17 protein-coding genes and 1 pseudogene are annotated in these 26,750 nt (G+C 68.5%); 8 read left to right on the top strand and 10 right to left on the bottom strand.

Features of this window, described 5'->3' with window-relative positions:
• Window positions 1-252: 252 nt before the first annotated feature.
• Genes V5P93_RS36265 through V5P93_RS36250 form a run of 4 tightly spaced genes read right to left on the bottom strand, consistent with a single transcriptional unit; the run spans window position 253 to window position 9,433 of the window.
• On the bottom strand, window positions 253-3,435 hold the full coding sequence (locus V5P93_RS36265) for a DEAD/DEAH box helicase family protein (protein WP_104479165.1): 3,183 nt from the start codon (window positions 3,433-3,435) through the stop codon (window positions 253-255).
• Window positions 3,436-3,442: 7 nt separating this feature from the next.
• On the bottom strand, window positions 3,443-5,446 hold the full coding sequence (locus V5P93_RS36260) for a site-specific DNA-methyltransferase (RefSeq protein ID WP_181043476.1): 2,004 nt from the start codon (window positions 5,444-5,446) through the stop codon (window positions 3,443-3,445).
• A gap of 49 nt (window positions 5,447-5,495) precedes the next feature.
• Complete coding sequence (locus V5P93_RS36255) at window positions 5,496-6,272, bottom strand: DUF4391 domain-containing protein (RefSeq protein WP_181043475.1); 777 nt, start codon at window positions 6,270-6,272, stop codon at window positions 5,496-5,498.
• Window positions 6,269-9,433: a helicase-related protein gene (locus V5P93_RS36250; RefSeq protein WP_104479162.1), complete on the bottom strand. Its 3,165-nt coding sequence runs from the start codon at window positions 9,431-9,433 to the stop codon at window positions 6,269-6,271. Before V5P93_RS36250 ends, V5P93_RS36255 begins: the two co-directional genes overlap by 4 nt.
• Window positions 9,434-9,853: 420 nt before the next feature.
• Here V5P93_RS36250 and V5P93_RS36245 point away from each other — a divergent pair, with 420 nt between their 5' ends.
• Complete coding sequence (locus tag V5P93_RS36245) at window positions 9,854-11,005, top strand: DNA adenine methylase (protein ID WP_104479161.1); 1,152 nt, start codon at window positions 9,854-9,856, stop codon at window positions 11,003-11,005.
• Between the two features lie 546 nt (window positions 11,006-11,551).
• Window positions 11,552-11,923: a helix-turn-helix transcriptional regulator gene (locus V5P93_RS36240; protein ID WP_104479160.1), complete on the top strand. Its 372-nt coding sequence runs from the start codon at window positions 11,552-11,554 to the stop codon at window positions 11,921-11,923.
• Window positions 11,924-12,017: 94 nt separating this feature from the next.
• Here the strand turns inward: V5P93_RS36240 and V5P93_RS36235 are convergent, their stop codons facing one another.
• Window positions 12,018-12,863: a hypothetical protein gene (locus V5P93_RS36235; protein WP_104479159.1), complete on the bottom strand. Its 846-nt coding sequence runs from the start codon at window positions 12,861-12,863 to the stop codon at window positions 12,018-12,020.
• A 220-nt stretch (window positions 12,864-13,083) separates the two neighbouring features.
• Here V5P93_RS36235 and V5P93_RS36230 point away from each other — a divergent pair, with 220 nt between their 5' ends.
• The 6 genes from V5P93_RS36230 to V5P93_RS36205 all read left to right on the top strand — a co-directional run bounded on the left by V5P93_RS36230 (window position 13,084) and on the right by V5P93_RS36205 (window position 21,376).
• A complete protein-coding gene (locus tag V5P93_RS36230; protein WP_104479158.1) occupies window positions 13,084-14,283 on the top strand; it encodes a GUN4 domain-containing protein in 1,200 nt (399 codons plus the stop codon).
• 6 nt (window positions 14,284-14,289) lie between these two features.
• Window positions 14,290-15,840 (top strand): SPFH domain-containing protein, encoded by a 1,551-nt coding sequence (locus tag V5P93_RS36225; RefSeq protein WP_104479157.1) that lies wholly within the window; start codon window positions 14,290-14,292, stop codon window positions 15,838-15,840.
• Window positions 15,840-16,844: a hypothetical protein gene (locus V5P93_RS36220; RefSeq protein ID WP_146108020.1), complete on the top strand. Its 1,005-nt coding sequence runs from the start codon at window positions 15,840-15,842 to the stop codon at window positions 16,842-16,844. The genes V5P93_RS36225 and V5P93_RS36220 overlap by 1 nt, the downstream gene beginning before the upstream one ends.
• Window positions 16,841-19,270 carry a hypothetical protein gene (locus tag V5P93_RS36215; RefSeq protein ID WP_104479155.1) on the top strand — a complete coding sequence of 810 codons (2,430 nt, stop codon included), beginning with the start codon at window positions 16,841-16,843 and terminating at the stop codon, window positions 19,268-19,270. Before V5P93_RS36220 ends, V5P93_RS36215 begins: the two co-directional genes overlap by 4 nt.
• A gap of 31 nt (window positions 19,271-19,301) precedes the next feature.
• Window positions 19,302-20,540 (top strand): DUF4407 domain-containing protein, encoded by a 1,239-nt coding sequence (locus V5P93_RS36210; RefSeq protein ID WP_181043474.1) that lies wholly within the window; start codon window positions 19,302-19,304, stop codon window positions 20,538-20,540.
• A 221-nt stretch (window positions 20,541-20,761) separates the two neighbouring features.
• Complete coding sequence (locus V5P93_RS36205) at window positions 20,762-21,376, top strand: lytic polysaccharide monooxygenase (protein WP_374065130.1); 615 nt, start codon at window positions 20,762-20,764, stop codon at window positions 21,374-21,376.
• Between the two features lie 83 nt (window positions 21,377-21,459).
• Here V5P93_RS36205 and V5P93_RS36200 read toward each other — a convergent pair whose 3' ends face one another.
• The 5 genes and pseudogenes from V5P93_RS36200 to V5P93_RS36180 all read right to left on the bottom strand — a co-directional run.
• On the bottom strand, window positions 21,460-22,410 hold the full coding sequence (locus tag V5P93_RS36200; protein WP_281261662.1) for an ADP-ribosylglycohydrolase family protein: 951 nt from the start codon (window positions 22,408-22,410) through the stop codon (window positions 21,460-21,462).
• A 155-nt stretch (window positions 22,411-22,565) separates the two neighbouring features.
• Window positions 22,566-23,822, bottom strand: a complete 1,257-nt coding sequence (locus V5P93_RS36195) for a hypothetical protein (protein WP_245931261.1) — start codon at window positions 23,820-23,822, stop codon at window positions 22,566-22,568.
• On the bottom strand, window positions 23,819-24,823 hold the full coding sequence (locus V5P93_RS36190) for a nucleoside hydrolase (RefSeq protein ID WP_104479151.1): 1,005 nt from the start codon (window positions 24,821-24,823) through the stop codon (window positions 23,819-23,821). Before V5P93_RS36190 ends, V5P93_RS36195 begins: the two co-directional genes overlap by 4 nt.
• A 15-nt stretch (window positions 24,824-24,838) precedes the next feature.
• Complete coding sequence (locus V5P93_RS36185; RefSeq protein ID WP_104479150.1) at window positions 24,839-25,036, bottom strand: hypothetical protein; 198 nt, start codon at window positions 25,034-25,036, stop codon at window positions 24,839-24,841.
• Between the two features lie 283 nt (window positions 25,037-25,319).
• A pseudogene (locus tag V5P93_RS36180) lies at window positions 25,320-25,793 on the bottom strand (toxin glutamine deamidase domain-containing protein); the annotation flags it as partial.
• Window positions 25,794-26,750: the final 957 nt, after the last annotated feature.

Raw genomic sequence — 26,750 nt, 5'->3', positions numbered from 1 at the left:
GTCTAGTTCGTTGAGGTCGATGGCGACCAGTCGGCTCCCTGTGACGGTGATGAGTCGACACCATTCTTCATTGTGATCGTGCCAGGTCCGGGGCTTGTCCTGGCTCGCGCGGGTGGCTCGTTCGGCTGCCTTGCCCTGCATCCCTGTGCCAACTAGATCGTACACGCGTCGCTTCACCGTGTTGCTGGACGGAGACGTTGACTCCTGGACCAAAGGTGGCGGTTGCCCTGAGCGATTCGATGTTGACGCCTGTTATGTGTAAGTCTCATCGATCACGCCGTCAGCCGTATCCATGCTGTCGACCTTGGCATAGTGCAGATCGTCGAAGTCGAGGGCGATCTCGATTGCGCTGAAGTGGCACTCGGCCGCGTAGACCTTGCCCTTCTCTGCCGGGCGCAGCAGCTCGGGATCGATCGAGCCCTTCGTTTCGAAGACCATGTAGCGGTTGCCGTTGGGGCGCTCGATAACGACAGCCCAGTCCGGGTTGTAGTCGCCTAGTGGCGTCGGAATTGTGAATGCCGCAGGCAGCTTGACGAAGGTCCGGACGTCAGTCCGCTGCTTGAGCGCCATGGCGAAGGCGCGCTCGACGGCGGAGTCGACGACGATGTACTTGTACGGCGACTTGGTGTCGAAGGAGATGAGTTCGCCGTCGTCCCCGGTGACGACGTTCCCGTTCGGGCCGGTGTAGCCGGTGAGGTCGGCCTCGGCGAAGATCGAGAGCGGGTGCTGGCGAGCGGCCTCAGGCCTGGTGGCGTCGACGAGTTCGTACCGGAGACCGGCGACGAGCAGCTGTTCCTTCGCGCTGTTGATCACTTGGGTCGCGTGGTCGACGTAGACCTGCGGGTTCTTTCGGAACTGCGCCAGCGTGCCCGACTCGGTCAGTGCTTGGGCGAGTGTCCGGCGGGTGAGTTGGGTACGGTCGGCGAGGACCGACAGGATGTCCGGGAGGTCGTCGCGATCCGCGTAGGCCACATCGATCCGCTCGGTGCGCATGGTGGTGCTCCGCAGGCCGCCTTGGTCGATGTCGTTGACGACGGTGGTCTCCCACACCCCTTTGCGGTCCGGCACGGGGGGCAGGGCGCGCAGAGCCGAGACGATGGCCGCCTGCAGCCCGGATTCCTCGACGCTGACGCGGAATTGGGTGCGGTGCTTGATCCGCTCCCACAGCGCCTGGAACTCCGGGCTCTCCAGGCGCTCGCCGACCACGGGGACGGAAACCCGGTCGCCTGCTTTCCTGATATCGATCGGCTTGACGAGCCGCTTGATGAGGCGCTGGACCACGTACCGGGCCGTAACGCCGGGAACCGCCGCCGCGACGAGCGCGCGCAGCTCCTCGGTGTCGCCTGCGACGGCCTCACGCAGGCTGTCCTCGACCTTGGCGACGCCCTTGCCGGAGGGTGTGACGTATCGGGCTGCGACCAGTGCGTTGAACAGGGCTCGGGCGATCTCGTCCCCGACCGGCACCGGTTGGGCACCGGGCGTGGGTTTGTGGGTGAGGCGCGCGAAGCCGTCGATGGTCACCCGGCCGAACTCGATGCCGAGATCATCGGCGAGCTCGCGCTGGAGCTGCTCGGCGAACTCCTCGTACGACTCGTTCGCGATCACGGTGAGACGGTTGACGTCGAAGCCGGGCACGCGCTTACCGCTGCCGTCGATGCAGATACGCAGGCCACGGCCGATGCTCTGCCGCCGCCACCGCTCGGTGCCCATGGTGCGCAGCACGCAGATCTGGAACACGTTCGGGTTGTCCCAGCCCTCCTGCAGCGCGGAGTGCGTGAAGACGAAGCGGATCGGGGAACCGGGAGTGGTCAACCCGACCTTGTCCTTCATGATCTGCTCGTAGGCCAGGCTCGCCTGCTGGCGCCCCCTGTCGTTGGTCTCCGAGGTGTCCACGAGCCGCTCGGACCTGCCTTTGGACCGGTCGATGGAGAAGTACCCCTGGTGGGCGCGAGCCGCGACCGCGTCGGCGGGATCGCCCCCCAGCAGGCTGCGGAACTCCGGCTCGGCGGAGACCTTCGCGTATTCCTCCTCGAACACCTGCGCGTACTCGCCCGGTTGGGCGTCACCGTTGTCGTCGTAGACGCGGTACTTCGCGACCGAGTCCACGAAGAGGAGGCTGAGCACTTTGATCGCCCTGCCTGCGACGGCGAACTCCTGCTCCTTGCGCAGATGCTGCCGGATCGTCTGGGCGATCATCTGCCGGGCGCGCTCATCGACGGTGATCTCGGCACCGACGGCATCGTGGACCCTCAGCTCGACAAGGTCCCCGAAGCGCACCGACTCCGCCCCGGGGACCACGCTGATCGCGTCGAGGGTGAGGTGGCGGTAGCGAGCGCGACCGGTCACATCCTCGAGGTTGGCCCCGACGGGTACGTCGACCGCCTTGCGCTTGATCTGGCTGCCGACCTCGACGTCGAGCTCCAACCTGGCCTTCAGCGCGGAAGCGGTGCGCTTGGTCTGGAGCAGGCGGACGTACGGTGCGGTGCCGTTGGCCTCGGTGACCAGGGAGTCGACCTCGATCTGCTTGACCAGAGCCTGCTCGTACGCGGCGATCGCATCCAGGCGATAGACGAGGTTCGCCTTGTCGTGCCGGGGATGTGTCGCGGAGTAGCGCAGTACCGCCGTGGCGTGCATGCCCTTCGCCAAAGATTGCCTGCCGACGGTGTTGTCGTCCCGGCTCGGCGCGCGCCCCTCAATGGCGACGCGGCCCGCCCCCTTCGCCTTGCGCGGGTTGCCGTCATCGCCGTAGACGCTCTGCGGCTCGTCGACGATGACCATGGGGCGCGTGGCGCGGATCAGGTCCATCGGGATCTCGAAGCCGAGGTCCTCCACCTGCTGGTGCACCTTGTTGGTGGCCTTGTTGACCGCGGCAGCGGTGGTGATCAGCACCTCGATGCCGGATGAGGTGGCGAAGGAGCGCACCCGCGAGAGGTTGCCGCCGTCTAGCCGGAACGAGGAGAGCCGCTGGCCGGGGTAGAGCGCCTCGAAATGCTCGTGCAGCAAGGCGATCGAGGTGGTCACGCCTTCGCTGATGGCGACGGAGGGCACCACGACGACGAACTTCGTGAACCCGTAGAGCTTGTGCAGCTCGTGGATCGTGCGCAGGTAGACGTAGGTCTTGCCGGTGCCGGTTTCCATCTCGATCGTGAAGTTGAGCGACGTGAGCTGCTCGTCGTGGGCCAGGCCCGCGCGGTCCTGCACCATGTGCAGATTGGCCAGGATGACGTCGGTGTGCAGGCGTAGCCGGTTGCCGATGCCGAGGGTGCCCTCGCCCGACTCGGCTTCGTCCAACCCGGGCAGCGCGGGGACGTCGCTGATCTTGCGGGCTTGGACGGTGAACTGGCCGGTGAGCGAATCTTGCCCGCGGAAGAGATCGGTGACGGCGTTGATGGCGGCGCGCTGGTAGTCGAGGTTGGCCTCGAAGGTGAACTTCATGCCGACCTCAGATGCTGCGCAGGGTCGTGACACCGGCCTGCCGCAGCGCCGCGGCGAGGTTCAGTTTGGCGCTGGAGTCGCGGAAACCCGTGTCGAGGACCACGACGGTCACGTCGGAGTCAACCGGGTCCTCGTCCCGCCACGCGATGATCGCTCTCGCGACCTCGTCCGCCTTCGCGGCGTCCAGATCGCCACCGAAGAACGCGTAGAGCGTGCCTGCAAGGCTGTAGAGGGTGGACTCGGCGACCTTCCTGGTCGCAACCGGTGTCACCAGATCGATGCCCAGCCGCAGCATCATCTCCACCAGGAGATCGTCTGTGCTGCGGCCGCTGACGAGGTTGTCGACGGAATCGAGCAGGTCGAGCTCGGCTGTCCCGTCCCAGGGTTTGACGTTGGAGTCAGCCAGCTTGTAGGAGCGGAAGCCGGTATCTATGCCCTGCGCGTCCAGCGTTCCTTGCTGTGCGATTTGCGCGCCCGCGCGCCGTAGTCGCTCGCGTGTGATGTCGGCGATCGTCGCGTAACCGTCCTTTTTGACTGGCTCGTCGAGCTGGACCAGGATATAGCGCCGGTTGCCGCCGTCGGCGGCATTGAGGTCCATCACCGCGTGACCGGTCGAACCGGAACCGGCGAAGAAGTCGAGAACGAGCGCGTCAGAGTTACCCGCTGCGGCGAGGTTGATCCATCGCGCGACGACATCCTTATCTTTGGGGTACTCGAATACTCCTTCGCCGAGCAGCTGGTCGAGCGCTTTCGACGAGCTCGTTCGCTTGCGTTCGAACACGGAAGTGGGCACCGCTCCGTCATCCGAGTCGAGGTAGGTCTTGCGGTTGATGAACTCAGTGTGGTCCTTGCCCCAGACTATCAGCCCGTTATCGATGTCCTGCTGCATCCTTTCCGGCTTCGAGTAGATCCACCCGCGCGCGGGTACTCGAACGGGCAAGCCGGTGACCGGGTGGAGCACGTCATAGCGCGGCCCGCCGCCGCCGGGCCAGGAGATATCCCGCTTGCGGTACACCCGACCGTCCGATTCAAACTCGTAGAATCGATTGTTTTCCTTGGCGGGATGGCCTGCGGGCAGGGAAGAAATCCACTTTTTCATCAGGCGGGTGGCTTCTTCGGGCTTTTTTCCCGACTCCAGCCAGGCCTGTTGTGATGCCTTGAGGGTCGTCTCGTCAGCCTGGCGCGGTTCGCGCCACAGCACGCCCTTCTCCTTCAGGCTGCGCTCATTCTTCGCGTATATCAGCATGTAGTCATGGCCGACGGAAACGTACCTTGAGTCATTTTTGCGTCCGCCTTGCCAGACCACGTTGGCGATGTAGTTCTCCGCCCCGAAGATCCGGTCGGTCAGGAGTTTCAGGCGCGCGTTCTCTGTGTCATCGATCGCGACGATGATCACGCCTGTCTCCTTGAGGAGATGATGGGCCAATAGCAGGCGGGGGTACATCATCGAGAGCCACTTGGAATGGCGAGAGGCCCCGGCCCGACGATCAGCCGCGAGATCGGAGGCAGCACCGTGCTCAAGCGAGCCGGTCTCGTCGCGGAGACCGGCGGCCATCTCGGTCTCCGTGCGGGAGGCGCCGAACTTGTCGTCATAGACGAAGTCGTTCCCGGTGTTGTACGGCGGGTCGATGTAGATGACGTCGACCGCGCCGGTGTAGCCCCGGCGCAGCAGGCGGAGGACCTCAAGGTTGTCGCCCTCGATCACCATGTTGCGGGTGGTGTCCCAGTCCACCGACTCGTCCTGGCGCGGGAGCAGCGTCCGCGTCGCCGGTTGGGCCGAGAGCTTGCGGGCCTCGTTCATGCCGGGCCAGCGGAGGCCGAAGCCCTCCGCACCGCTCCGGTCGGCCTGCTGACCGATCAGATCGGCCAAGACGTCGAGACTGACCTTTCCGTCGACGACGGCGTCGGGGAAGAGCCGGGCGAGGGCGTCGATGTTGCCCTGGACCTCTCCAGGGCCCTGATGATCGCGCTTGTCGCTGATCGGCTCGAACGGGTTGCTGTCCGCGGTCACGTCTTCGTCTCTCTCGGGGTCGTGCACTGGCAATGGTGGTCTCGCCGGATCACTGCGATGAGTCGCTATGGTAGAGGCCAGCACGCACGGTAGCGATTTGCTGCCGCAGCGTCTTGGCCGTGGTGTTGAAAATGATGCGCGACTGTTGCGACTTGGCGCGTTTCGCATTCCGCGTGACGGCATCGAGTTCCGCCCGGAGAGCGACGAGTCTATGGCGCAACCGCACCGCTTCATCGGCTCCGAGCGCGGCCGACGCGGGCTGCCCCCCGGTCGCCGCGATGCGCACCAGATCGCGATAAAGCGCCCATAGGTCCGTGCGGTCGCGGTGGTTGATGTCGAGAGCTCCGTTGGGTAACTCGGCAACCGGGACGGTGATGGTGGCGTCGACAACCGAGGTCTGCCTCGCGGGATCGGTACGACTCACGTGGGTGAGAGCGAGTGCCAGCTCACCTGGTAGGTCCGGACCGTCGAGGAAGATCACCACGAGCCGGGGCATGGACCGCTGAACCAGCTCGACCAGGCGCTGCCTGTTGGATGGGGTGACCCTCGGGTTCAAACGCAGGTGCAGGACGGCGATGTCGGAGATCTCACGACCGCCGGTCCCATCGCGGTCGCGGTATGAGGGGATCGAGACCGTTTCCGGTCGGAGGATTCCGACGACCTGCGCCGAGACAACAGCCCTGTCGACGAGCCTGCTCTCCGGTGTGCTCCCTGCGCCGCCGCCGACCTGCTCACGCAGCAGCCGCTTCGTGAGCCGCTCGGCGAGCCGCGCTCGTTCGGGCAGACCCAGGAGCCCCGCGGGGTCGAGAGAGGGCTGCCCGCTCACGGCACCACCGCCAACCAGGCAACGACGTCGATGGCGTCAAGACCGGCAGCACCGTCGCTGGTCCCCAGGGTCGAGGGCCCTGGCGAGAAGAGCGAGGCCACAGCGGTCTCTGTCGCCTGTTTGGCGGCCGCCGTGACGGCTACGTCGAGCAGGCTCCGGTAATGGGCCATCCGGTCGCCGTCCACGGTCGCCTTGTGGAAGGCGGCGAGCGCGGCTTCGTCGGGCTCGGTGCGGTCCAGGCAGTGCCTGCGCAGGACGTCGAGGGCGAGTTTCGGCTCGTCGACGGGGTGGGCCAGCACGCCGTCATCCCTGACGTACGCGAGCAGGTGGGGCGCCAGTGGGTAGGAATCCGGTAGCGCGATCGCGTCTCCCCGAACCCGGAGCAGGAACACCGCGCCCGGGGTGAGCCCGTCGGCGACGAGCGACTGGTCGAATCGGGTCACCCCGAACAGCGCCAGAGGCCAACCGGCCAGGTTTTTGCGCTGCCGCCACGGGCGGGCGGCGACATCCATGCGGAAATCGCTCAGTGTGAGGTCGGTGATGCTCAGCCCCCCGGCCAGGTCCTCCATCGTCGGCGCCGCGTTCTGCATCTGCTCAAGCTGCTTGCGGCGGTAGTCCAGATCGTTCATCGCTTCGGCGTCGAGGATGTTCTCCTCACCGGTGGCCGATACGTCGAGAAGGGTCATCCGGCTGGAGACCCGTTTCTCCAGGTTGATGTAGGTGTCCAGGTCGATGTCCGGCCAGAAGTTGACCAGCTGCACCGAGCTGTTGGTGGTGCCGAGGCGGTCGACGCGGCCGAAGCGCTGCACGATGCGGACCGGATTCCAGTGGATGTCGTAGTTGACGACCATGTCGCAGTCCTGGAGGTTCTGCCCCTCGGAAATGGTGTCCGTGGCGATAACGATATCGATCTGCTCGGCATCCGGATCACCCCCTTTCGAGCGGGGGGAGAACGCCGTCAGCAGGCTGTGCATATCTTTGCGCGTGTCCAGCGTGCTCTTGTTGGTCGTGCCGGTGATGAGCGCGACGTGCAGGCCGAGCTCATCACGTGCCCAGCTTGCCACTTCGGAGTAGAGGTAGTCGGCGGTGTCGGAGTAGGCGGTGAAGACCAGCGCCTTGCGATTTCCCGCATTGGTGGGATTCACCGCCTTCTGCCGGAGCAGGTCCTTGAGCGCCAGGAGCTTGGCGTCACGGCTCGGGTCGACGGCCTCGATGTCGGCCAGCACGACGCGCAGCCGGTCCCGGTCGTCGCGCAGGTCCTGCAGCCAAGCAGCGCGGTCGATATCGGCCAGCAGCACCTTCAGCGTGCCCCCGATGACGTCCTCAAGTTCTTGCTCGTCGAGATCGGCCGCGTTGTCCAAGCTCTCGATGGAGACACCGTTGCCGCCCGTAGCGTCGTACTCCTCCACCCTGGCGATCACCGCCTCGACCTTGCCCAGGACCTTCGCCACCGTGCGGGTGAGCGACGCGACGGACGACTCCAGCCGCTTCAGCAGCCCGATGCGAACCAGGTGGACGATGTTGGCGTCACGGTCGGACTGCCGCCACACCCGGGCGCCACCGGTGCGCAACTGCTGGTCGTAGAGCTCGGCGTACTTCTTCGCCTTGTTGGGCAGCACATAGGAGGTTGGCCGGTATGCGGCCAGGTTGAGCATGAGGAGCGCGTCGTTGAGCTGCTCGGGTCGCATCAACCGACCGTCGAGGTCGATCGGCGGCGAGAGGTTGACCGGTGCGAGCCGCTCGGGGAAGTCCCCGACGTCCGCCGTGCCGTAGTACTTCTCGATGTGCTTGCGAGAGCGGGCGATCGTGACTAGGTCGAGCAGCCGGATGTAGTCCATGCCGAGCACGCCGACCAGCGACTGGGCCGACCTGGTGGCGGCGTCGCTCTTCTGCCAGGCGGTGAACCGCATCTGCGCCTTGCGCAGCGTCTGCTCGATTGAGCCGATGCCGCCGCTCGCGAGGGCGTCGTCAACGCCCTCGGTGGCGAAGAGCACCTGGTTCTTCAGGTCGGCCAAGCGGGTGTTGACCGGAGTGGCGCTGAGCATGAGGACCTTCGTGCGAACCCCCGCTTTGAAGACCTCGTCCATCAGCCGCTGGTATCGGGTGATGTGCCCCTTGAGCTGCGGGTTGTTCCGGAAGTTGTGAGACTCGTCGACGACGACCAGGTCGTAGTTGCCCCAGTTGACGTGGGCCAGGTCGATGTCACCCGACCTGCCATCGACGCGGCTGAGGTCGGTGTGGTTGAGCACGTCGAAGGCGAACCTGTCGGCGAGCAGCGGGTTGCGGGCGTCGTTGGCTCGAAAGATCGTCCAGTTTTCCCGAAGCCGCTTCGGCGTCAGCACGAGGACGCGATTGTTTCGGAGCTCGTAATACTTGATCACTGCCAAGGCCTCGAACGTCTTGCCGAGACCGACGCTGTCGGCGATGATGCAGCCGTTGTGGATCTCAAGCTTCTCGATGGCGCCGAGCACGCCGTCACGTTGGAACTTGTATAGTTTGCGCCATACCTCGGTTTTGAAGAACCCGGTCCTACCTCGGTTCTCGGTCTCATCGCCGACCTCAGTCACGAAGTCCGCGAAAAGCGCGATCAAAATCCGCAGGTAGACCGACTCCGGCGTGTTGTCCCGGTGTAGTAGCTCGATCTTCGCCAAGAACCGCTCTCGCACGTCCTCGCTGGCGTGCTCGTTGTGCCATATCTTGTCGAAGTTCGCTGTGAGCTTGCCCGCGTCGGCGATATCACTGATCTCCTCCGGGAAGATCAGATCGTCCGACGGGACCAACCCGAGTCCTTCAGCGTCGAGACCGGAGCCGGTCACCGCGTACGGGAACGTCCCGCTGACGCTCACCCACGAGCGCCGGGTGCGCTTGGTCAAACTGCGGATCTGCAGTCGCTCCCTGGCCCACTGGGCGCAGTCCCTGGCGATTCGGTGCTGGTCCAGCCTCGAGCGGAGCCGGTGCTCGTTGCCCAGACCGTTGAGCGGGTACGAGTCCAGTGAGCCGTCCCACAGTAGCAGGCGGGCCGAGATGTCCGAGGCGCCTTTCAGGATCGCGTCGTAGACGTACAACGAGAACGACTCGCTCAGCGCGTCCACGCCGGTGGCGCCGGTGAGGTGACGGCGAAGGCTGTTGACGATCGGCCCATCGGCACCTGCGTCTGCCATTTCAGTCCTCACGCTGCCGGAGTCTTGACCATCCGCCGGGATCCGCACGGATGGCCGTGGACCCGATCCTAGAGGTTTCCTGGTTCGGCAGGCGAGGATTCGCGTCACTCGCAGAATGTCGATCGTGCCGGTTCGGGTTCGTCCTGGATGTGGATTGCGTGTAGTGCGTTCTGCCGGGGAATTGCGTCCGGTTCGCCGTGCCTGATGGGCTGTGGTCGGCGTGGCCCGCGCCCTGGGCCACATCCACGTGGAACCGGCTGGTCGCGCTCGCCTCCGGGCTGGGTCGGCGCGCTTCTTCCAGTGGGGTGTGCGTGCGGGTTCCACGTCTGGGAAGAAGACGAGTAGTGACTGTGGCCCGGTTGCGCTCGTATCCTGCGCGGACGATCGCGTCGGGGTGGGGAGTCGGACGGGGGCTGCGGGGTGGAGTTGGCCGGTGTCGGGCCGTCGGCTGGGGAGGAAGAGCCGGGGTATCTGTCTCGGCAGCTCATTACCTACATAGGCAACAAGCGGGGTTTGGGGGCTGAGCTCGAGCGGGCCGTGTGGCGGGTGCGGGAGCGGGTTGGGGGGCGTCGGTTGGTGACGCTGGATCTGTTCGCGGGGAGCGGGTTCGTCGCGCGGTTGCTCAAGCGGCATTCGGTTGTGGTGATGGCGAATGACCTGGAGGAGTATTCGCGGGTTGTCAATTCTTGTTTTTTGGCTGATCGGGATGGGCGGGTGGCGGGGCGGGTTGCTGGGGTTGTTGACGAGTTGAATCGGCGGGCCGATGCTGGGGAGTCGGTTGACGGGTTCATTCGGGAGATGTACTCGCCGCAGGATGATCGGGATATTGGGGTGGGGGAGCGGGTTTTCTATACCAATGACAATGCTCGGCGGTTGGACTTCTTTGCGCAAGAGATAGCGCGGTTGGATGAGCCTGAGCGGGTGCTTGTGCTGGGGCCCTTGTTATCGCAGGCTTCGATGCACGCTAATACTAGTGGGGTGTTTAAGGGGTTCTATAAGGACAAGAATACTGGGATTGGGAAGTTTGGGGCGGCGGCGGGGGATGCGTTGCGGCGGATTCTTGAGCCGATTCGGTTAGAGGCGCCGGTATTGAGTCTGCATGCGGCCCGGAGTGTGGTGACGCGGTCGGATGCGAACGTCCTGGTTGGGGGGATGGGGGTAGGGGGAGGGGTGGGTGAGGTGGATCTTACGTATATTGATCCGCCGTACAACCAGCATCCCTATGGGTCCAACTATTTTATGCTCAACTTGTTGGTGGATTACAAGCGACCTGCTGTGGTCAGTCCTGTTTCCGGGATCCCGGTTGACTGGAATCGCTCGGAGTACAACGTTCGCAAGCGGTCGTTGGGGTTGCTGGTCAACCTGCTGGACAGGTTACCCAGTCGGTTCATCCTGCTCTCGTTCAACGCCGAGGGGTACATCGGCATCGAGGACCTCAAGCTGGTCTTGGCCGCCCGCGGGTCGGTGGACGAGATCGTCATCCCCTACAACACTTTCCGCGGTGGTCGAAACCTGAGGCAGCGTGCAATTCACGTCAATGAGCACCTGTTTCTGGTTGACCGAATGGGCTGACCGACTTCGTCGGGCCTGACGGGAGTTCGGCCGCGTAACGGGTCACGGGTTGTGTGCGACTTGGGGGTTGGTATGTCAGCAAACCGTGGGAGGGGTGGTTATGCCGTCGGCGCATGAGACCGCGAAGAAGTGGGAGAACATTCACCACGCGTTGACGACTTTGGTGCTTGTGGACTTCGGTACGCCGGTTGCGAAGTACGAGGGCAAGTCCAATGGTGGGTGGATTTACCTGGAGGGCTTCACGGTGAAGCTTGGTCTGAGCCGCGGGCGCGGTGGGTCTTCGCTGCTGGGGACCGAATGGCCCGGGTTGGCTGTCCGGTCCCTCGCGTGTAAGAGGGTGTTAGTGTGCTCGTGTGTGTGTAGTGCACAAAGTGGCCCTCTTATGGTTTTAGGCAGTTAAGGGCATCTTATGATTTCAGCGCTAAGATGCTGAAATCGGCCGGGTTTTTGGTTGTATTCCGACACGGAACTCGTCGCGTCGATTGCGCTGATATCCGTCTGGGCAGGCATTATCGTCCGCGTTACTGAGAGGGCGCGGAGGAATGCGTGTCGGAGGATTGGGCGGCGGTCGCCAAGTGCATCAACGACCGGGTGCGGGAGCTCGGGTGGCGGCAGCGGGAGCTGGCGGACCGGTCGCAGGTCTCGCAGGCCATCGTGCGCGAGCTGCAGCACCACACCGTGGAGCGGCGCCGTAGCGCGCGCACGCTGGAGGCCTTGTCCCTCGCCCTCGGGCTGCGGCCCGACCACCTCTCCGACGTGCTGCGCGGTCGGTACCCCCACGACGGTGACGACGCGGAGGCCGGGCCGATGGGGTCTCGCATGGACTCCGTCGAGCTGCGCCTCGCCGAGATCGCCGAGCGGCTCGACGACATCCAGGTTCGGCTCAACGACATGTTCTCGCGTCAGCGCGAGCAGTGACGGCCGCTGAAATCAGGAGTCCTGACACCGATCTCCCGACCGGTTCTACCTGAGGGTGGACGCCGCTGCGGGCGTGCGGTTGCGCTGGTTTCAGCTACCAGGGGAGTTTGCGGACCTCGGCGGCGCGGTGGGAGTAGTGCGGCGCGTTGCGCTCGACGGCGATGCCCTTCGCCTTGGGGATGTTGAGCAGGGGGTGCAGGTCGCCGTCGGTGATCGTGGTGCGGCCGGAGATCGCGAGCTGTTCCAGGGTGGGGTGGTTCGCCAGCGGGGTGACGGAGTCGATGTCGCCGCCGTTTTCGATGCCCAGGTTCTTCAGGATCGGGAGGGCCTTGACGAAATCGAGGTTGTGGACCTTCGTGCTGTAGAAGGTCATGTCCTCGAGTAGCGGGAAATTGGCGAAGAGGTCGGGGTCCGTTATCCGGCCGTCGTAGAGGTTGAAGGTTTTCAGCTGGGGTGCGGTCAGGCCGGCAAGCGAGACGTGGGCGGTCCGCTTGAACTGCAGGCGGAGGTCGGTGAGGTTGGGCTTGTCGCCGAGGATGGTGAGGTCCGGTTGTTCTTTGGGCCAGAAGTAGACCATCAGGCTGTGGATTTCGCGGAGGTCGGCCAGGCCGGGCATCCACTTCTTCTGGTACGGCGTCTCGAGTATTCGGAGGTTTTCCATGCCTTCGAAGGTGAAGGTGCCGCGGCTGTCGGTCGCCAGTGAGAGGAACTCCAGGGTCGGGACCCGGGAGATCGCCGAGCAGTCGGCGACCCCGCGCATGAGGCTGAGGAAGCGGAGGTCGGGGACGTCGGGCAGGAAGTCCAGGTCGGCCAGCGGTCCGCCCAGGACGAGGCCGTGGCAGCCCTCGTCGACGTAGCGCTGGGTGATCTCGTCGCTCCACGGGACACCGTCCACGTGCAGACCGCGCTTCTCGCCTTTCCCGTACGGCTTGACCGGCACCTGCCCCTCCTGGTTCCTCTGTGGCTCAAGGCATGGTCCGTCCTTTGTGGTCGCGTGGCAAGACCCGGCGACTCCTGGACACGGGGTGTCGGACCCGCGCGGGGCGGACGGGGTGGTCGCGATCTTCGTCTCCAGTGGACCCGCCGCCGGTGGTTGACAACAACTGGACATTTGGCGCTGTTGTCCGACTTTGCTTTGGCGGGTGGGGACACTGGTGCCCATGGGCGAAGGTGGGACGAGCCGGGTGCCCCCAGGGCTGTACAAGCGGGTGGCGATCGGGGTCGACATCCGCGACTACCACCGGTTCACGCATTGGGAACAGGACGAGGTGCAGCGCGCCCTCAACCGCGTGCTCGACCTGGCGGCCGCGGCCGCGTACCTGGACCGGGGCCAGTGGGAACGCGACTCCGCCGGTGACGGGGAAGTCGCCCTGCTGCCCGGTGACGTCAACCTGGTGCCGGTCGTCCGCGACTTCCCCATGACGCTCGACCGCGCGTTGGCCGACCACAACCGCGCCAACCCGACCCGGTCGCTGCAACTGCGCCTGGCTATGGTCTTCGACGTCTTCTCCCCGGCCGACCTGGGATGGGCCGGTGTCGGGATGACCGTGCTCAACCGCCTGCTCAACGCGCAGCAGGCCCGCGCCGCGCTGGTCGACGTGCCGACCGCCACCGTGGTGCAGATCCTGTGCGGCAAGCTGTTCGAGGCTGCGGTCGAGCCGGAGATGCACGGCCTGCGCCGCGCCGACTTCACCAACGTGATCGTGCACTCGCGGCAGAAGGGCTTCCACCAGGCCGCCCACCTCCGCGTCATCGGACACGCCCCGCCGCTGCCGCCCCCGAAGCCCCGCAACCTCGCCGACGTCGTCGCGGAGCTGGCCACGCCCGAGCCCGTCCGCCCCGCGGACCCGGACCCGCCGAAACCGCCCGAACGACCGCCGAGCCCACCGCTGGGCCCCGCCGTCGAGAAGGCCGTGGCGGCGGTGGCCGCGGCACTGTCCCACGACGACGTCCTCGCCGCCGACAACCTCACCACCATGGCCGTCCTCGAGGCCGTCGACCGCACCCTCCAGGGCACGGTCCGCACCGCCGACGGCCCCAACCTCCCCCTCGCCCTCTTCGCCGCGCTCGACAAACCCTGGTCCGAGTTCTCCGGCGACCGCTGGGGTTTCCGCGCGCAGCGCCACCTGCTCGCCGGGCTCGGCCTGCGCGACAGCCGCTTCGACGAGCTGTGCGAGCGCCTCGGGTGGTGGTCCGACGACCCGGCGCGGCGCTACCCGGGGTTCACCGCCCGCGCCACCCGCGACCGCCCCTTCTACCCGACGCTGCGGCACCCCGACCGCGAGTGCTTCCCCGAGTGGCGGGACGAGTGGAAGCGCACCGTCATGACCGTGCACCAGCGAATCCAGGATTGGGAGTGATGCGCGGTGTCCACGATCGTGGCCGCAGGCGGCGGCGTGCTGCTGGTGCTGGTCCTCGGCTTCTGGTTCGGCTCGACCGGCCGCAGGCGCGTGCCGAACGGCCACGTCGGCGTCATCTACCGCAAGCGCGGCGCGCACCGGGTCGGTGACAACGCCGCCGTCAGCGTCTTCGGCGCGCCCGGCCCCCAGGCCCAGTTGGTGCCCGCCAACACCCGCTACTGGACGCGGCCCTTCCACTTCCACGTCAAGCACGTCCCGTACGTCCGCGTCCCCAGCGGCACCATCGGGCTCGTCGTGGCCAGGGCGGGCGCGGTGCGCTCCTCCGGCGACGGCCTGGCCGCGCACGTGGACTGCGACTTCTTCCAGGACGCCGAGCGGTTCCTGCGCCGCGGTGGCGAGCAGGGCCGCCAGCCGCTGGTGCTGCCCAGCGGTGCCTACGCGATCAACCCCGAGGTCTTCGAGGTGATCACGGTGGACCGCCAGGTCGCGGCCCGTCGCGAGGGCCTGGAGCCCGAGTCGCTGCGCGAGATCGAGCTGCGGGTCGGCGAGATCGGTGTCGTGGTCACCCACTTCGGCACCAAGGCCCCGGTCGAGCGCAACCAGGCCGGGGCGGTGGTCGACGGGCACGAGAGCTACCGCAAGCCCTGGGTGTTCCTGGCGGGCGGCGGCCAGCGCGGGGTGCAGGAGGAGACCCTGGACGAGGGCGGCCGGTACCTGATCAACCCCTGGTTCGCGCACGTCGTGCGGATCCCGACCCGGGTGCTGGTGCTGGAGTGGAACGAGGACCCCAAGTCCGAGGACAACCTGGACGTCTCCCTCGACCAGATCAAGCTGGACGTGCAGGGCCACACGGTGCGGCTGGACATGAAGCAGACCGTGCAGATCCCCGCCGAGGCCGCGCCCCGGCTGGTGCGCCGCTTCGGCGACCTCGGCTCCTCCGGTCGGGCCGCGGTGAAGGGGTTCGTGGAGAAGGAGCTGGCCGCCACCGTCGACGGCTACTTCCGCCGGATCTCCGGCCGGGCCCGGATCATCGAGTTCCTGACCCGCCGCGACGAGGTGTCCAACGAGCTGGCCTCGGAGGTGCGCCACGCGCTCGACCTGACCGGGGTGCGGGCGATCAGCACCACGATCGGCGACTTCGAGTTCGACGACCAGCAGCTCAACGAGCACCGCAAGGCGATCGCGGTGCAGTTCGAGCGGACCAAGCTGGAGCGGGCCAAGCTGGAGGGGCTGGAGGCGCAGGTGATCAACGAGCGGGCCACCAGCGAGATCGAGCTGCAGCGGGTCAAGGTCGAGGAGCAGCGCCGCAGGCTGGAGTACACCGAGCTCAACGTCATGGTCGAGCTGCTGGGCTCGGAGCACACCGCGCTGCAGAAGATCGTCGCCGAGCTGGTCAAGGGCGACGTGCCGCAGTACGTGGGCGGCGACAGCGGGGTCACCGCGTCGCTGCTGCAGGCCATGCCGTTCATGCAGGCCCGCGACCTGGTGATGGGCCTGCAGGGCATGCGCGGCGCCAAGGAGCTGCGGCACTCGGGCGAGCAGGCCGAGGCGGAGTGATGATCGGACCGCAGCGGTACCGCCCGGAGCCCGCCACCTCGGTGCGGCTCGGGCTGTGGGGCCCGCCGGGCAGCGGGAAGACCACGTTCCTGGCCGCGCTGCAGATCGCCACGACCCGGGCGCAGGGCGCGGGCCCGGTCGACTGGATCATGAGCGGGCGCGACGACGCCTCCGTGCGGTTCCTGGTCGAGTCGGTGCACCGGCTGGCCACCGAGAAGCGCTTCCCCACCGCCACCGACGACAGCCGCGGCCTGTCGTTCCGGTTCAGCGGTGTCCACACCGGACAGCGTCTCCGGTGGCAGAAGCGACCACCGGAGACGCTGTCGTTCGAGCTGGACGTGCTCGACGTGCCCGGTCGCTTCTACGACGGCTCCCCCGTCGACGAGACCGGCGCCGACTTCGCCATCGCGGGCGCCCAGGCGTCGACCGCGGTCAAGCCCGACGCCCGGCTCATCGACCACCTGCACCACTGCGACGGCATCATCTTCCTCTTCGACCCCCAGCGCGAGGAGCGCGAGCGCGACGCTTTCCGCTACTTCCACGGTGTCCTGCAACGGTTGACCGGCAAGGTCATGGAGAACGAGACGTTCCCCGGCCCACGGTTACCGCACCGCGTCGCGGTCTGTGTCAGCAAGTTCGACGACTACGAGGTCTTCGACCACGCGCGCCGCAGCGGCTACACCGTCCGCTCCACCACTCCCCCGCACATGCCCGAGGTTTCCCCGGACCGGGCCCGGCAGTACTTCGCCTCGCTGTGCGCGGACCCGGGCAGCAACGCCGACCTGGTGGAAAGCGGCCTGCGCCAGTACTTCGACACGCTCGGCTACTTCGTCAGCTCGTCCATCGGCTTCAACATCGGCCGCAAGCGCTTCCAGCTCAACGACTTCCTCAACACCCACTACGACGGCGACGCCCTGCGGATCCGCGACGCGGTCCGGCCGATCAACGTGCTCGAGCCCCTGCTGTGGCTGCACGACTCGGTCCGTCAGGACCAGCGGCGATGAGCGGGCCGGGCTGGGCCGTGGTCGGCAAGCGGCCCGGCGACGACGCCGACTACGCGGTGCTGGCGGCCAGCGCCGAACCGTTCACCCACGCCCAACTCACCGCGATCCTGCTCGACGCGGCCCCGGGCCACTCGCCCGCCGTGGACGCCGAGGGTGCCGCGGCCCTGCCGTGGGTGTGGTTCGTGCCCGTGCGGTCCGACGACCGGACCCACCTGGGGGTGGCGGTCCGGGCGTGGTCCGACCAGGTCGACGCCACGAGCCGACCCATCGCCGTCACCCGGTTCCTGTGCGTCCCGCTGGACGGCTTCTCCGGCACGTTCACCGCCCTGCACCACGCGGTGGACCGGTGGCGCGACGAGCCACCGACGCGCGTCGAGCCGGTCGAGCCGAGGCGCGGTTTTCCCTGGCACGTGGCCGCCACCGTGGCCGCGCTGGTCGTCGCGGGGCCCGTGGCGCTGGTCGGCGCGGACCGGCTGGACCTGGCGTCCCGGTTGGCGCTGCTCGACTCGGTCGCCGCGTTGCTGCCCGCGGGCGCGCTGTCCTGGCTGACCGCGGCGTGCTGGTCCGACGCCGGGTTCCGGATGGTGTTGAGCTGCAAGGCGACCGCGGAGCCGGGCGACCGGGTGGTGGACGTCCGCACCGGGGAGGCGGTCGGGTCGCTCGGTCCCGCCGCGCGCGCCTACCGCGACCTGCTCGTCGGGTACTGCGAGCAGCACGGCCGGGACGCGGTCGCCCGCTACCTCGCGGGCCTCCCGGACGCGCGGGACCGCGACCTCGGTGCCGTGCGGGCCGCCCTCGCCGGGTTCGACCAGGTCAAGGCCGTGCTGCGCGCCGCGGCCGACCGCACGCTGCGGCCGGAGCAGGTGCGCGCCCTCGACGAGCGGGGCATGTTCGCCGCGCTCGACCCGCGGTCGCGCCTCGGCCTGCTGATCGGCTACCTCGACGTGGCCTGCCCGGAGGACGTCCGCCGCGACGCCACCTGGCTCGCCGCGCACTGGGAGCCGGGCGCGACCGCGCACCTGGCCCGGGTCGCGGGTGTGCGGCTGCGGCGGCCGGAGTGGCGGGCCGGGTCCGTGCTCGCGTTGGCCGACCTGGCCGCCGCGACCGGCTCGCGGGCCGACTTCCTCGACGCGCTGGCCCCCGGGACCGGGTCGTCGGCGTTCGGCGGGCACCTCGGCCGGGTGATCGAGGTGCTGGTCCGGCTCGGCGAAAGTCCGGAGTGGACAGATGAGATCGCCCGCGCGGTCAACGGTTCCCCGCACCTCGCCATCGGCCTGGCCCGCGCGCTCGTGGCCGCCGACGGCCACCCCGGTTACCTGCTGCGCACCCTGGCGGGTCAGGCGGACGAGCCCACCGCGTGGACCCGGATCAGCCGTCCCTTCCGCGTCGCGACCGGCGACACCGGAGCGGCCGAGGCCGAGGACATCCGGGTCCTGCACGGCATCGACGGGACCGTCGTGCGGGAGCTGATCGGCCTCGCCGCCCGGACCGGTCGGACCGCCGTGCGGGGGCTCATGGCGGGCGTGCTGGCGTACCTGGAAAGCGCGCCCGTCGACTGGTCGGAGTGGGGCGTGGCGCTGACCAAGGTGCCGCTCACCGACCCGGAGCAGCAGGCCGCGGCCGATTTCCTGCTGGCGGGTGCCGACCTGGAGCCCTCCAGGTCGCTGCACGCGGGCAGGCGGTACCGGGAGGCGCTGCGCCGGCGGGTCGACTCGAGCGGGCTCTCCCTCGGCCGTCGGACCGCGGTGGTCACCCGGGTCGCCGAGCGGCTGGACCCCGGGTGGGGCGCGGGCGCGGAGGTCGACGACGTGCTCGACGCGTTGTGGCACCTGGGGGGTGACACGGCCGTAGTGGCGCCGGTGGTCGAGGTCGTGGCGGACGAGGCCCGTCGGGACGGTCGGCTGCTCGCCCGGCCCAGCGCCGCGCGCTGGCTCCCGCTGCTGGCCGACGACCCGGAGCTGGCGGTCGCGATCCTGCGCAACCGCCTGCGGGGCGTGGCCGAGCGGGCCCCGGTCGCCGAGGTGGCCGACCTCGTGGTGCGCCTGTCCCGGGCGGAGGAGACCGCGGAGGCCGTGGCCGACGCGCTCGCCCGGTCGGCGTGGCGGCCGCTGACCCCGCAGTGGGCGGAGCTGTTCGTCGTGCTCACGTCCCGCCTGCACCTCGCGGGCGACCCGCGGCCCGACCGGCTGGCCACTGCGCTCGGCACGGCGCTGCTGGCCCGGTGGCCGCGGTCGCGGCTCGACTCGACCGCCGACGAGCTGTTCGGCGTGCTGCTCGGCCAGGCGATCACGGTCGTGCGCCTGGTCGCGCACCTCGCGCCGGTGGTCGGCGAGCACGGGGTGCTGGCGCTGCACCGCGCCGACCTGGACCAGGTGCTCGATGCCGTCGAACCGGTGGCCGCCCGGGCGCGGCCGCCGCACGCCTGAGGGAGGCCACGGTGCAGAAGAGGTGTCGGCGGTGATCGGCGGGTTCCTCGCGCGCGTCGGCGGCGCCCGGCCGGACCTGCTCGCCAAGACGCCGACCGACCGCTTCCGCTACGCCGCGACCGGGGGCGTGCTGCTCACCACCGCGGCCATCGCGGCGGCCTCGGCGGCGTTCGCGCTGGTCATGGCGTTGCGCGTGCCCCCGGTCGGTGCGGTGCTGGGCGGGTTGGCGTGGGGGCTGGTCATCCTGAACCTGGACCGGCTGCTGGTGATCACCATGAGCCGGGAGAACGGCGTGCTCGCCGCCGTGCTGACCGCGTTGCCCCGGCTCGCGCTCGCGGTCCTGCTCGGCGTGGTGATCTCCACCCCGTTGGTGCTGCGCATCTTCGAGCCGGAGGTCAACCTGGAGCTTCAGGTCTTGGCGCAGGAGAAGCAGGCCGCGTTCGCCGCGGACGACCGCGCGCGCAGCGATCGGATCGCCGAGGCGGACGCGAAGATCGCGGAGTGGAACCGCGTCGCGGGGTCCACTGTGGATGGTGAGCGGCCGGTGGTGGAGGCCAAGGCGGCGGTGGACGAGGCGTGGCGGCAGTACCAGGTCGCGAACGGCGAGGCCCAGTGCGAACTCGACGGCACCTGCGGTACGGGCAGGGCGGGTGTGGGGCAGTCGCAGCGGGACAAGGCGCAGGCGGCCGAACGCGCGTACGACAACTACAACCGGGCCAAGGCGGGCTACGAGCAGGCGCGCGCGGACGCCGTCGGCGCGCACCGGGGCACGGTCGACGCCGCGCGGGCGGAGGCTGAGCGGCTCGGCGTCGAGCGCAAGTCGCTGGCGGACGCGCAGGACCTGGACCGGCGGCAGTTCGCCCAGGGCAGCCGGGAGGCGGGGCTGCTGGCCCGGATCGAGGCGCTGGACTCACTGACCGCGAAGCGCCCCGGGCTGGGGAGCGCGCACTGGGTGCTGTTCCTGCTGTTCGCCGCGCTGGAGGTGCTGCCGGTGCTGGTGAAGCTGATGCAGCTGCTCGGCGCGCCGACGCTCTACGAACAACTGCTCGCCGAGCACGTCAAATCCGCCAAGGCGCTGGAGATCCGGGCGATCGGGCGAGCGGCCGACGTCGCCGACGAGCGCGCCGAGTACCGCGCCGAACTCGACCTCGCCGAGGCGCGCCGGGACTACCGGAGGGACCTGCGGCGCGCCGAGCAGCCGGGGGAGCAGACCATTCCCCATCTTCGGCGCGGGGCCGACCGGTCGCGCGGGGTCGGTCTGCCCCGGTGAAAAGGACGAGGGGGGCGATACCGCCCGCCGGTTCCCACTTAACTGTCAAACGTTGCTTGACCAGCGGAAATGCGTGACCGTCTAGCGGTCTGAAAATTTCCGACGTACTGCGAATGGGGGTACCGGGCCCGGGGGTGGCGGCCCATTATGGTCTAGACCTATTGGTGCCGTGAGGAGGATGAGTGATGAGGCTGCGTCGAGCGCTCGCCGGGGTGGGGGCGATGACTTCGGCCATCTTGGGGCTGAGCGTGGTGCTGGTGACACCCGCCTCCGCGCACGGTTCCATGGGTGACCCCATCAGCCGGATCTACCGCTGCTTCAGCGAGGGACCCGAGAACCCGAAGTCGGCGGCCTGCAAGGCGGCCGTCCGGGCGGGCGAGGCCTGGCCGATCTACGACTGGGACGAGGTCAACCAGCCCAACGCCAACGGCCGCAGCCGCGAGATCATCCCCGACGGGAAGCTGTGCAGCGCGGGCCGCGACAAGTACAAGGGCATCGACCTGCCCCGCGCCGACTGGCCCGCGACGAACCTGCCCGCGGGCGGCACGGCGTTCACCTTCAAGTACAAGATCACCGCGTCGCACCCGGGCACGTTCGAGCTGTACATCACCAAGCAGGGCTGGGACCCGACCCAGCCGCTGAAGTGGTCGGACCTGGAACCGACGCCGTTCTACAAGCAGCTCAACCCGCCCACCTCGGGCGGCAGCTACCAGCTGCGCTCCACCATCCCGGCGGGCCACACCGGCCGCCACCTGATCTACTCGATCTGGCAGCGTCACAAGCCGGACAGCGGCGAGGCCTTCTACTCCTGCTCGGACGTCATCCTGGGCAGCTGACTTCCCGCGGATCGGGGGGCCACCGCGCTGGTGGCCCCCCGATCCGCGCGCTCAGACGTCGCTACCAGGGATCTCCACGCTCATCACACCACCGGGATTGACGACGACCAGCGTGTCCGCCAGGAGTCCCCGCAGGGCGGACACGGGCGCCGAGGTCGCGCGCACACCCGGCGGCAGGTAGGCCGGTGACGAGTACACCACCAGGAAGCGGTTCCCTGCTCGTCCACGCTCACCCGCGGCACACCATCCGGGCCGGGCACGAACAGCACTTGCGCCGCGAGCAGGGCCGCGGGGAGTCGGTCGGGCGGCAGCCACTCGGCCGTCACCAGGTTGAGCACGTCCTCGAACTCGTTGCGCGGCAACGGGAACCCGCGCTTGGCTGGACCTGGGCGGTAGTTCGGGTCCAGGTACACCTCGCCGGTCAGCTCACCATCCGGCCCGACCTTGTACGCGCCGAGAAGTGCGGCGGGCGGGGGCTCGGGAAGGAGGCGGTGGTCGGCTTCCGAGTCGTGGCACCACACCCAACCGTCGGGGTTGTTCCTGCCCTCGGCGCGGAGGGCGTCGGTGACCGGGGGCAGGCCTGGGTGGTCGACCGGGACCGGAGGTTCCTCAGGCTGCTCCATGTCGAAGGCCACGAACAGGTCTGTGGCCACGGACTCCACCAGGTCCAGGACTGATCGGCTGCCCGGTGGCAGTCCCGGGAGGCCATGCCGGGCACCCACGAGCGCGCCGACGATCGCGGCGACAGCAGCGCGGTCACCATCGTGGTCGACGGCGGCGCGCAGCGCGGCGGCCGGGTCGTAGTCGAAGATCGACGTGATCAGCAGTGCACGGCCCAGCACCGACTCCGGGCTGTGTCCGTCCGCGAAGGACTCGACGCGTTCGGCGACGGACTTGACCAAGTCCCGGGAACGGTTCTCCTTGACCTGGCGCAGTACCGCATCGTGTGGGCCATCGGTGGGCAGCTTGGCGATGAGCACGCTCGGCGCGATTCCCAGGGGATCCTTCCTCAGCACGCCGGTCAGCAAGATCACCAGCAGCGCGGCGTCCGGTTCGGCACCGCCGATCGCACCCAGCAGTGCGCCCACCACGGCCCCGGTGCGATCTTCGATCGGGAAGCCGGGGACCTGGTCGAGCCAACCCGCCGCGCGAGCGGGGGCGTGGGTGCGCAGCAGGTCTTCCGCTCCCCTCAGCAACGCGGCGGTGATCGGGCCGATGCCGATGGTGCCCGCGTACTGCTCGGCCACCGCCACACCCGCGAACGCGCCGACCAGCCGGTACCAGGAGAACCGGCGGCCCGCGCCGATCCGCGGGCTCGCCTTGCCGAACGTGGGTGGGCCCAGCGTTCGAGTCGCTCCCGAGCCGTCGACCGTGTAGAACGCCTGCGCCCACACCGGCTGGGCGCGACCGTGCAGGGGGCGGCCAGGCAGGTGGCGATCTCCACGCACTCCCGCTCGTCCAGGTGCCTGCCGTGCGCACGGGCCTGATCCGCGGCGGCGACCACGGACCCCCGCACGAACTCGGCGTCCTCGGCGGACAAGCCCAGCCACGTGTCGTCAACGCGGGTTTCCGGCGCCCGCACCACCACGACGGGCTGTTCCGGCGTGGCGCGGGGAAGGTCTCTGGCGTGCTCCACCGCGGTCGAGTTCAGGTCGAACGACAGCACGTGGCCGGGGTTGACCACGATCTCGTCGACATCCACAGCCAGTGACAGCAATGCGTCCCGCAGGTTGATCTCGTACCAGGAGCGGGTACCGCTGGGCAGCATGTCCAGCGAACTCCACGCTTCGGCGCGCACCCCGTCCGGGTGCTTCACCAGCCGCACCGCCCCGTTGTCCTTCAACGGCAGGTACACGGTGGAGTCGAGGATGGCCGCCAGACCGGACAGGTCGTGCAGCCACTGGGCCCAGTAGTAGCGGACCAGCTTGTCCATCCTGCTCGTCGGGGCGGGCAGCCCGCGCCAGGTCATCCCGGACCTGGCGTGCGGGTTGACTCGGACCCGGTCCGTGGGCTGCCCGTCCGTGCCCACGAGGCGCCAGCCCAGCACGGCCGCCTGCGGCACCTCCAGACCCGGGAACTCCTCGCGGTCCCACTCCGGGTCGACCACGACCATCTCCTCGCCCGGGTGCTCGGCGGCCCAGGCGAGATCGGCATCCGACGGCTCCGGCCACAACGCGGGCAACAACCACACCGGGGCGTGCGGCGACATGAGGAGGTGTTCGACCTCGCTGCCGTCCACGTGCACCAACAACGTGCGCGGCGGCATGAACGCGTTGCCGGACGATCCGTCGAGCTCGTAGGGAACCCACCAGTAGCGGCTCTCCCGGTGCACGCCGGGTTCTTTGATGCGCAGCGGCTCGCCGTCGCTGGTCAGCTCCGGGCCGTACCGGTCCCGCAACCACGCCTCGGCCACGGCGATGGCTTGTTCCTTGGTCTGCACGGTCATGCTTGCGCCGCCGGTCCTGTCCCCGCCGCGATGGCGGTCTCGATCTGTTCGGTGAGCCAGCGCATGAACGGTTCGTGGTGGGTGACGCCGGTCAGTCGCACGTGGATGCCATCCGGAACCACTGTGGTCCGGGCGCGCTCGTCAATGGCGATCTGCGCGCGGTAGTAGCCCGCGAAGGGGAGTTCCATCGCGCTCGACAGTGCGAGCGCGTCGTGCTGCATGGTCGCGTGGTGGAACTTCGCGTACCACTGGTCCATGTGCGCCGCGACGAACCGGGCCCACTCCGGGCCTGTGGGGTCGGCCAGCAGGCGGTGCAGCGGTGAGTCCTTGGCGATCTCCACCTCGGGGGTGAACGTGGTCTCGGAGAGCTGCAGGTATGGCAGCCGGACCAGGCCCAGCAGGGCGGTCGCGGCGGGGATGTCGGTGCGGAAGTTGTGGTCGGCGCGCTCCGGGTCGCGGTAGCGCAGTGCGCCGCCGACCTGGAAGACCGCCAAGCGCTCGGCCAGGTCGGGACGCTCGGTCAGCAGGGCCGCCAGGTTGGAGGCCGGGCCGATGCCGACCCAGCGGACCGGGCCCGTGGTCGAGTCCAGCACCTTCGCCACGGCCGCGCGGATGTCGTCGGGCTGGTGCGGGACGTGCGGCGGGGTCAGGCCGTCGATGCAGTTCAGCCGGGTGTTGCCGAGGTCGGAACCGGTGACGACGGGGACATCGGGGCGACCGAGGAGGTCGAGCAGGCGCCGGACGAAGCGGGCGCGCTCGCCGCCGAGTTCGTCGCAGGTGAGGACTAGGGCCAAGGTGGGCTCGGCGGCGGCGGCGATGAGCGCGATGGCGTCGTCGGGGTCACCGCCCGCGTCGGTGTCGATGATCATCGGGGTGTCGCGGCGCGAGGGCGGGAAGTACGCCTTCGGCTCGTAGCCCAGGTTGAACCGGTCCGACCTGTCCTTCGTCGCGCGGATGGTCTCGTTGATGCCGAACTCGTCGTCGTAGTCGCTGTGCTTCACCGCAGCCCTCCTCGTTCAGCCAACTCGGCGGCGAACCGCTTGCGCTCGGCCTTGGTCTCGTGCTCGCTGTAGGCCGCCCACACGGCGCGCGGTGTCCTCGTCCATCCCGAGCCGCTCAATGGTTTCGGCCACGATGCCCGTGTCGTGCAGGTAGTCGTTGAGGCGGAAGTAGGTGCCGGGGATCATGGTCTCGTCGACCTTCCGGTGGTGCATCCGGACTCGTCGATGCCGTCGAACTGCCGTCCAAGGTTCTCCAGGTCTCGCATCGCCCCCTCCACCACGGCGCGGGACAGGACGATCTCGCTGCAGTGCCGGTGAAGAACTCGGGCTGCATGATCTTGGTCGCCAGGGCCAGGTTGTGGCCGTCGCGGCCGAGGAAGACCACCCGGCGGTCGGGGTTCTGGGCGACCAGTGCCGAAACGTCGTCGGGCACGCGGGTCGCCACGTCGACGATCACCGGAGCGGTGCACTCGCGGGCGACCTCGTAGGCGTGGGATCAGGGCGCGGATCTGCTCGGGATCGGTGATGCCGAGGTCTGCGGCCACTTCGGCGACGGCGGCGTCACGATTGTCGTTGGCGCCGGGGTCCCCAGTGTGCTCGGTGGGGTCACGGTCCTCGGGTAGGGGGGATTCGGCAGGTCCATCGTCTGCGGAGTGACTATCGGCGCCGTCGTTCCCATCGGAATTCTCCGAGTCCGAAGGGGATTCGCCGTGTGCCGAGGGGACGGGGAGCTCAGTTGGGGACTCGGGTTGTGCGTAGGAAGGAACTTGACGGAGTGGGCATTGGGCGGGAGGTATGCCAGGTCACCGCTTTGCGGATCGACGAAAGCGATGCCGTGCTCGGTGTGCACCACGCGCATGACGTGCCCGTGCTCGCCGCCGGGGTAGTTGTCGGCGACAACGCCGCGGGACCCTTCAGGCAGGTCCTTCATAGTCGAGATGACGCTGTTGAAGTCGTCGTGGTCCTGCCACTGAAGTACCTCGCCCGCGCCAGGTCTGTGCTCGTCGAGTGGATGGCTGCCTGGCTCGGCGGATTGGTGGCGATCGCCGTATCCGAGAAGTCGGTGCGTGACCGCGCCGACTCCCCGGTGAGTACCCGAGCCAGGTCACGCGTGTACGGCGCGATGTCGTACGGGTGGATCTCGTTGCTCGGATGGCTGATCTCGGTGAGCTGGTCCAGCCTTGAGGCGAGCGACCCACGGCGTTCCCGATCGCCTGCCCGCGTGGGAACTCCCGTCTGCTCTCCGGACTGGTGCGAACGGGCTGGGCCGTCCGGCTCCAACGCGCGCGATGTCCTTAGGGGCCAGTGGTCGATCCGAGGACCTGTCCGGGTTTCCCTCTCCGGAAGGGGTGTCCTTGCCTGTGTCGTGGTTGGCAGCCGCAGGTTGATCACTTGCCCGCGGCGAGGACCCGGTTTCGCTAGGCGGCCTGCGAGAGTCCGTTGCGTCGCCCGGAGTAGGCGCCTCAGGTGAGCTCTGGGAGTCGGACCGCGTCGCGGCGGGAGGGGTGTCCCGGTTGCCATCCGGGAGGCGGGTGCTCGGTTGTGCGGGTCCGGCGCTTTCGGGCCAGGTCGGTTGCCTGCCGGTTTCCGTGCGGGACGCGTCGGTGTGGTTGGGGGCGGGTTGGTGCGGCGAGGTCTGCGGCCTGCTCGATCGACCTCCGCCCGGTTGTGCCGAGTTGACGCGGACAGGCGCGGCCAGCGGCCTCTCGAACTGGTTCCCAGCCGACCGCCTGCCTGGCTGGTGGGCTCCTGGCTGTGCGGGACCGGCTTGGTTTGGCGACGACAGCGGTCGCGCGGCTTGGTTCGCGATCGGCTGGTGCGCGCCGGATTGTGTCGGGTTGACGTGGCGCGGCACGTGCCTGCCGTTCTGGTTCCCGACCGGTGGTCGAGCACCGGTTTGTGCGGGGGGTGGCGACGGCGGTGGTCG

The sequence above is a fragment of the Actinokineospora auranticolor genome (assembly GCF_041897805.1).
Lineage (GTDB): Bacteria > Actinomycetota > Actinomycetes > Mycobacteriales > Pseudonocardiaceae > Actinokineospora > Actinokineospora auranticolor.
Note: the sequence above shows the minus strand (reverse complement) of the source record. Positions and strands in the feature narration are given on the sequence as shown.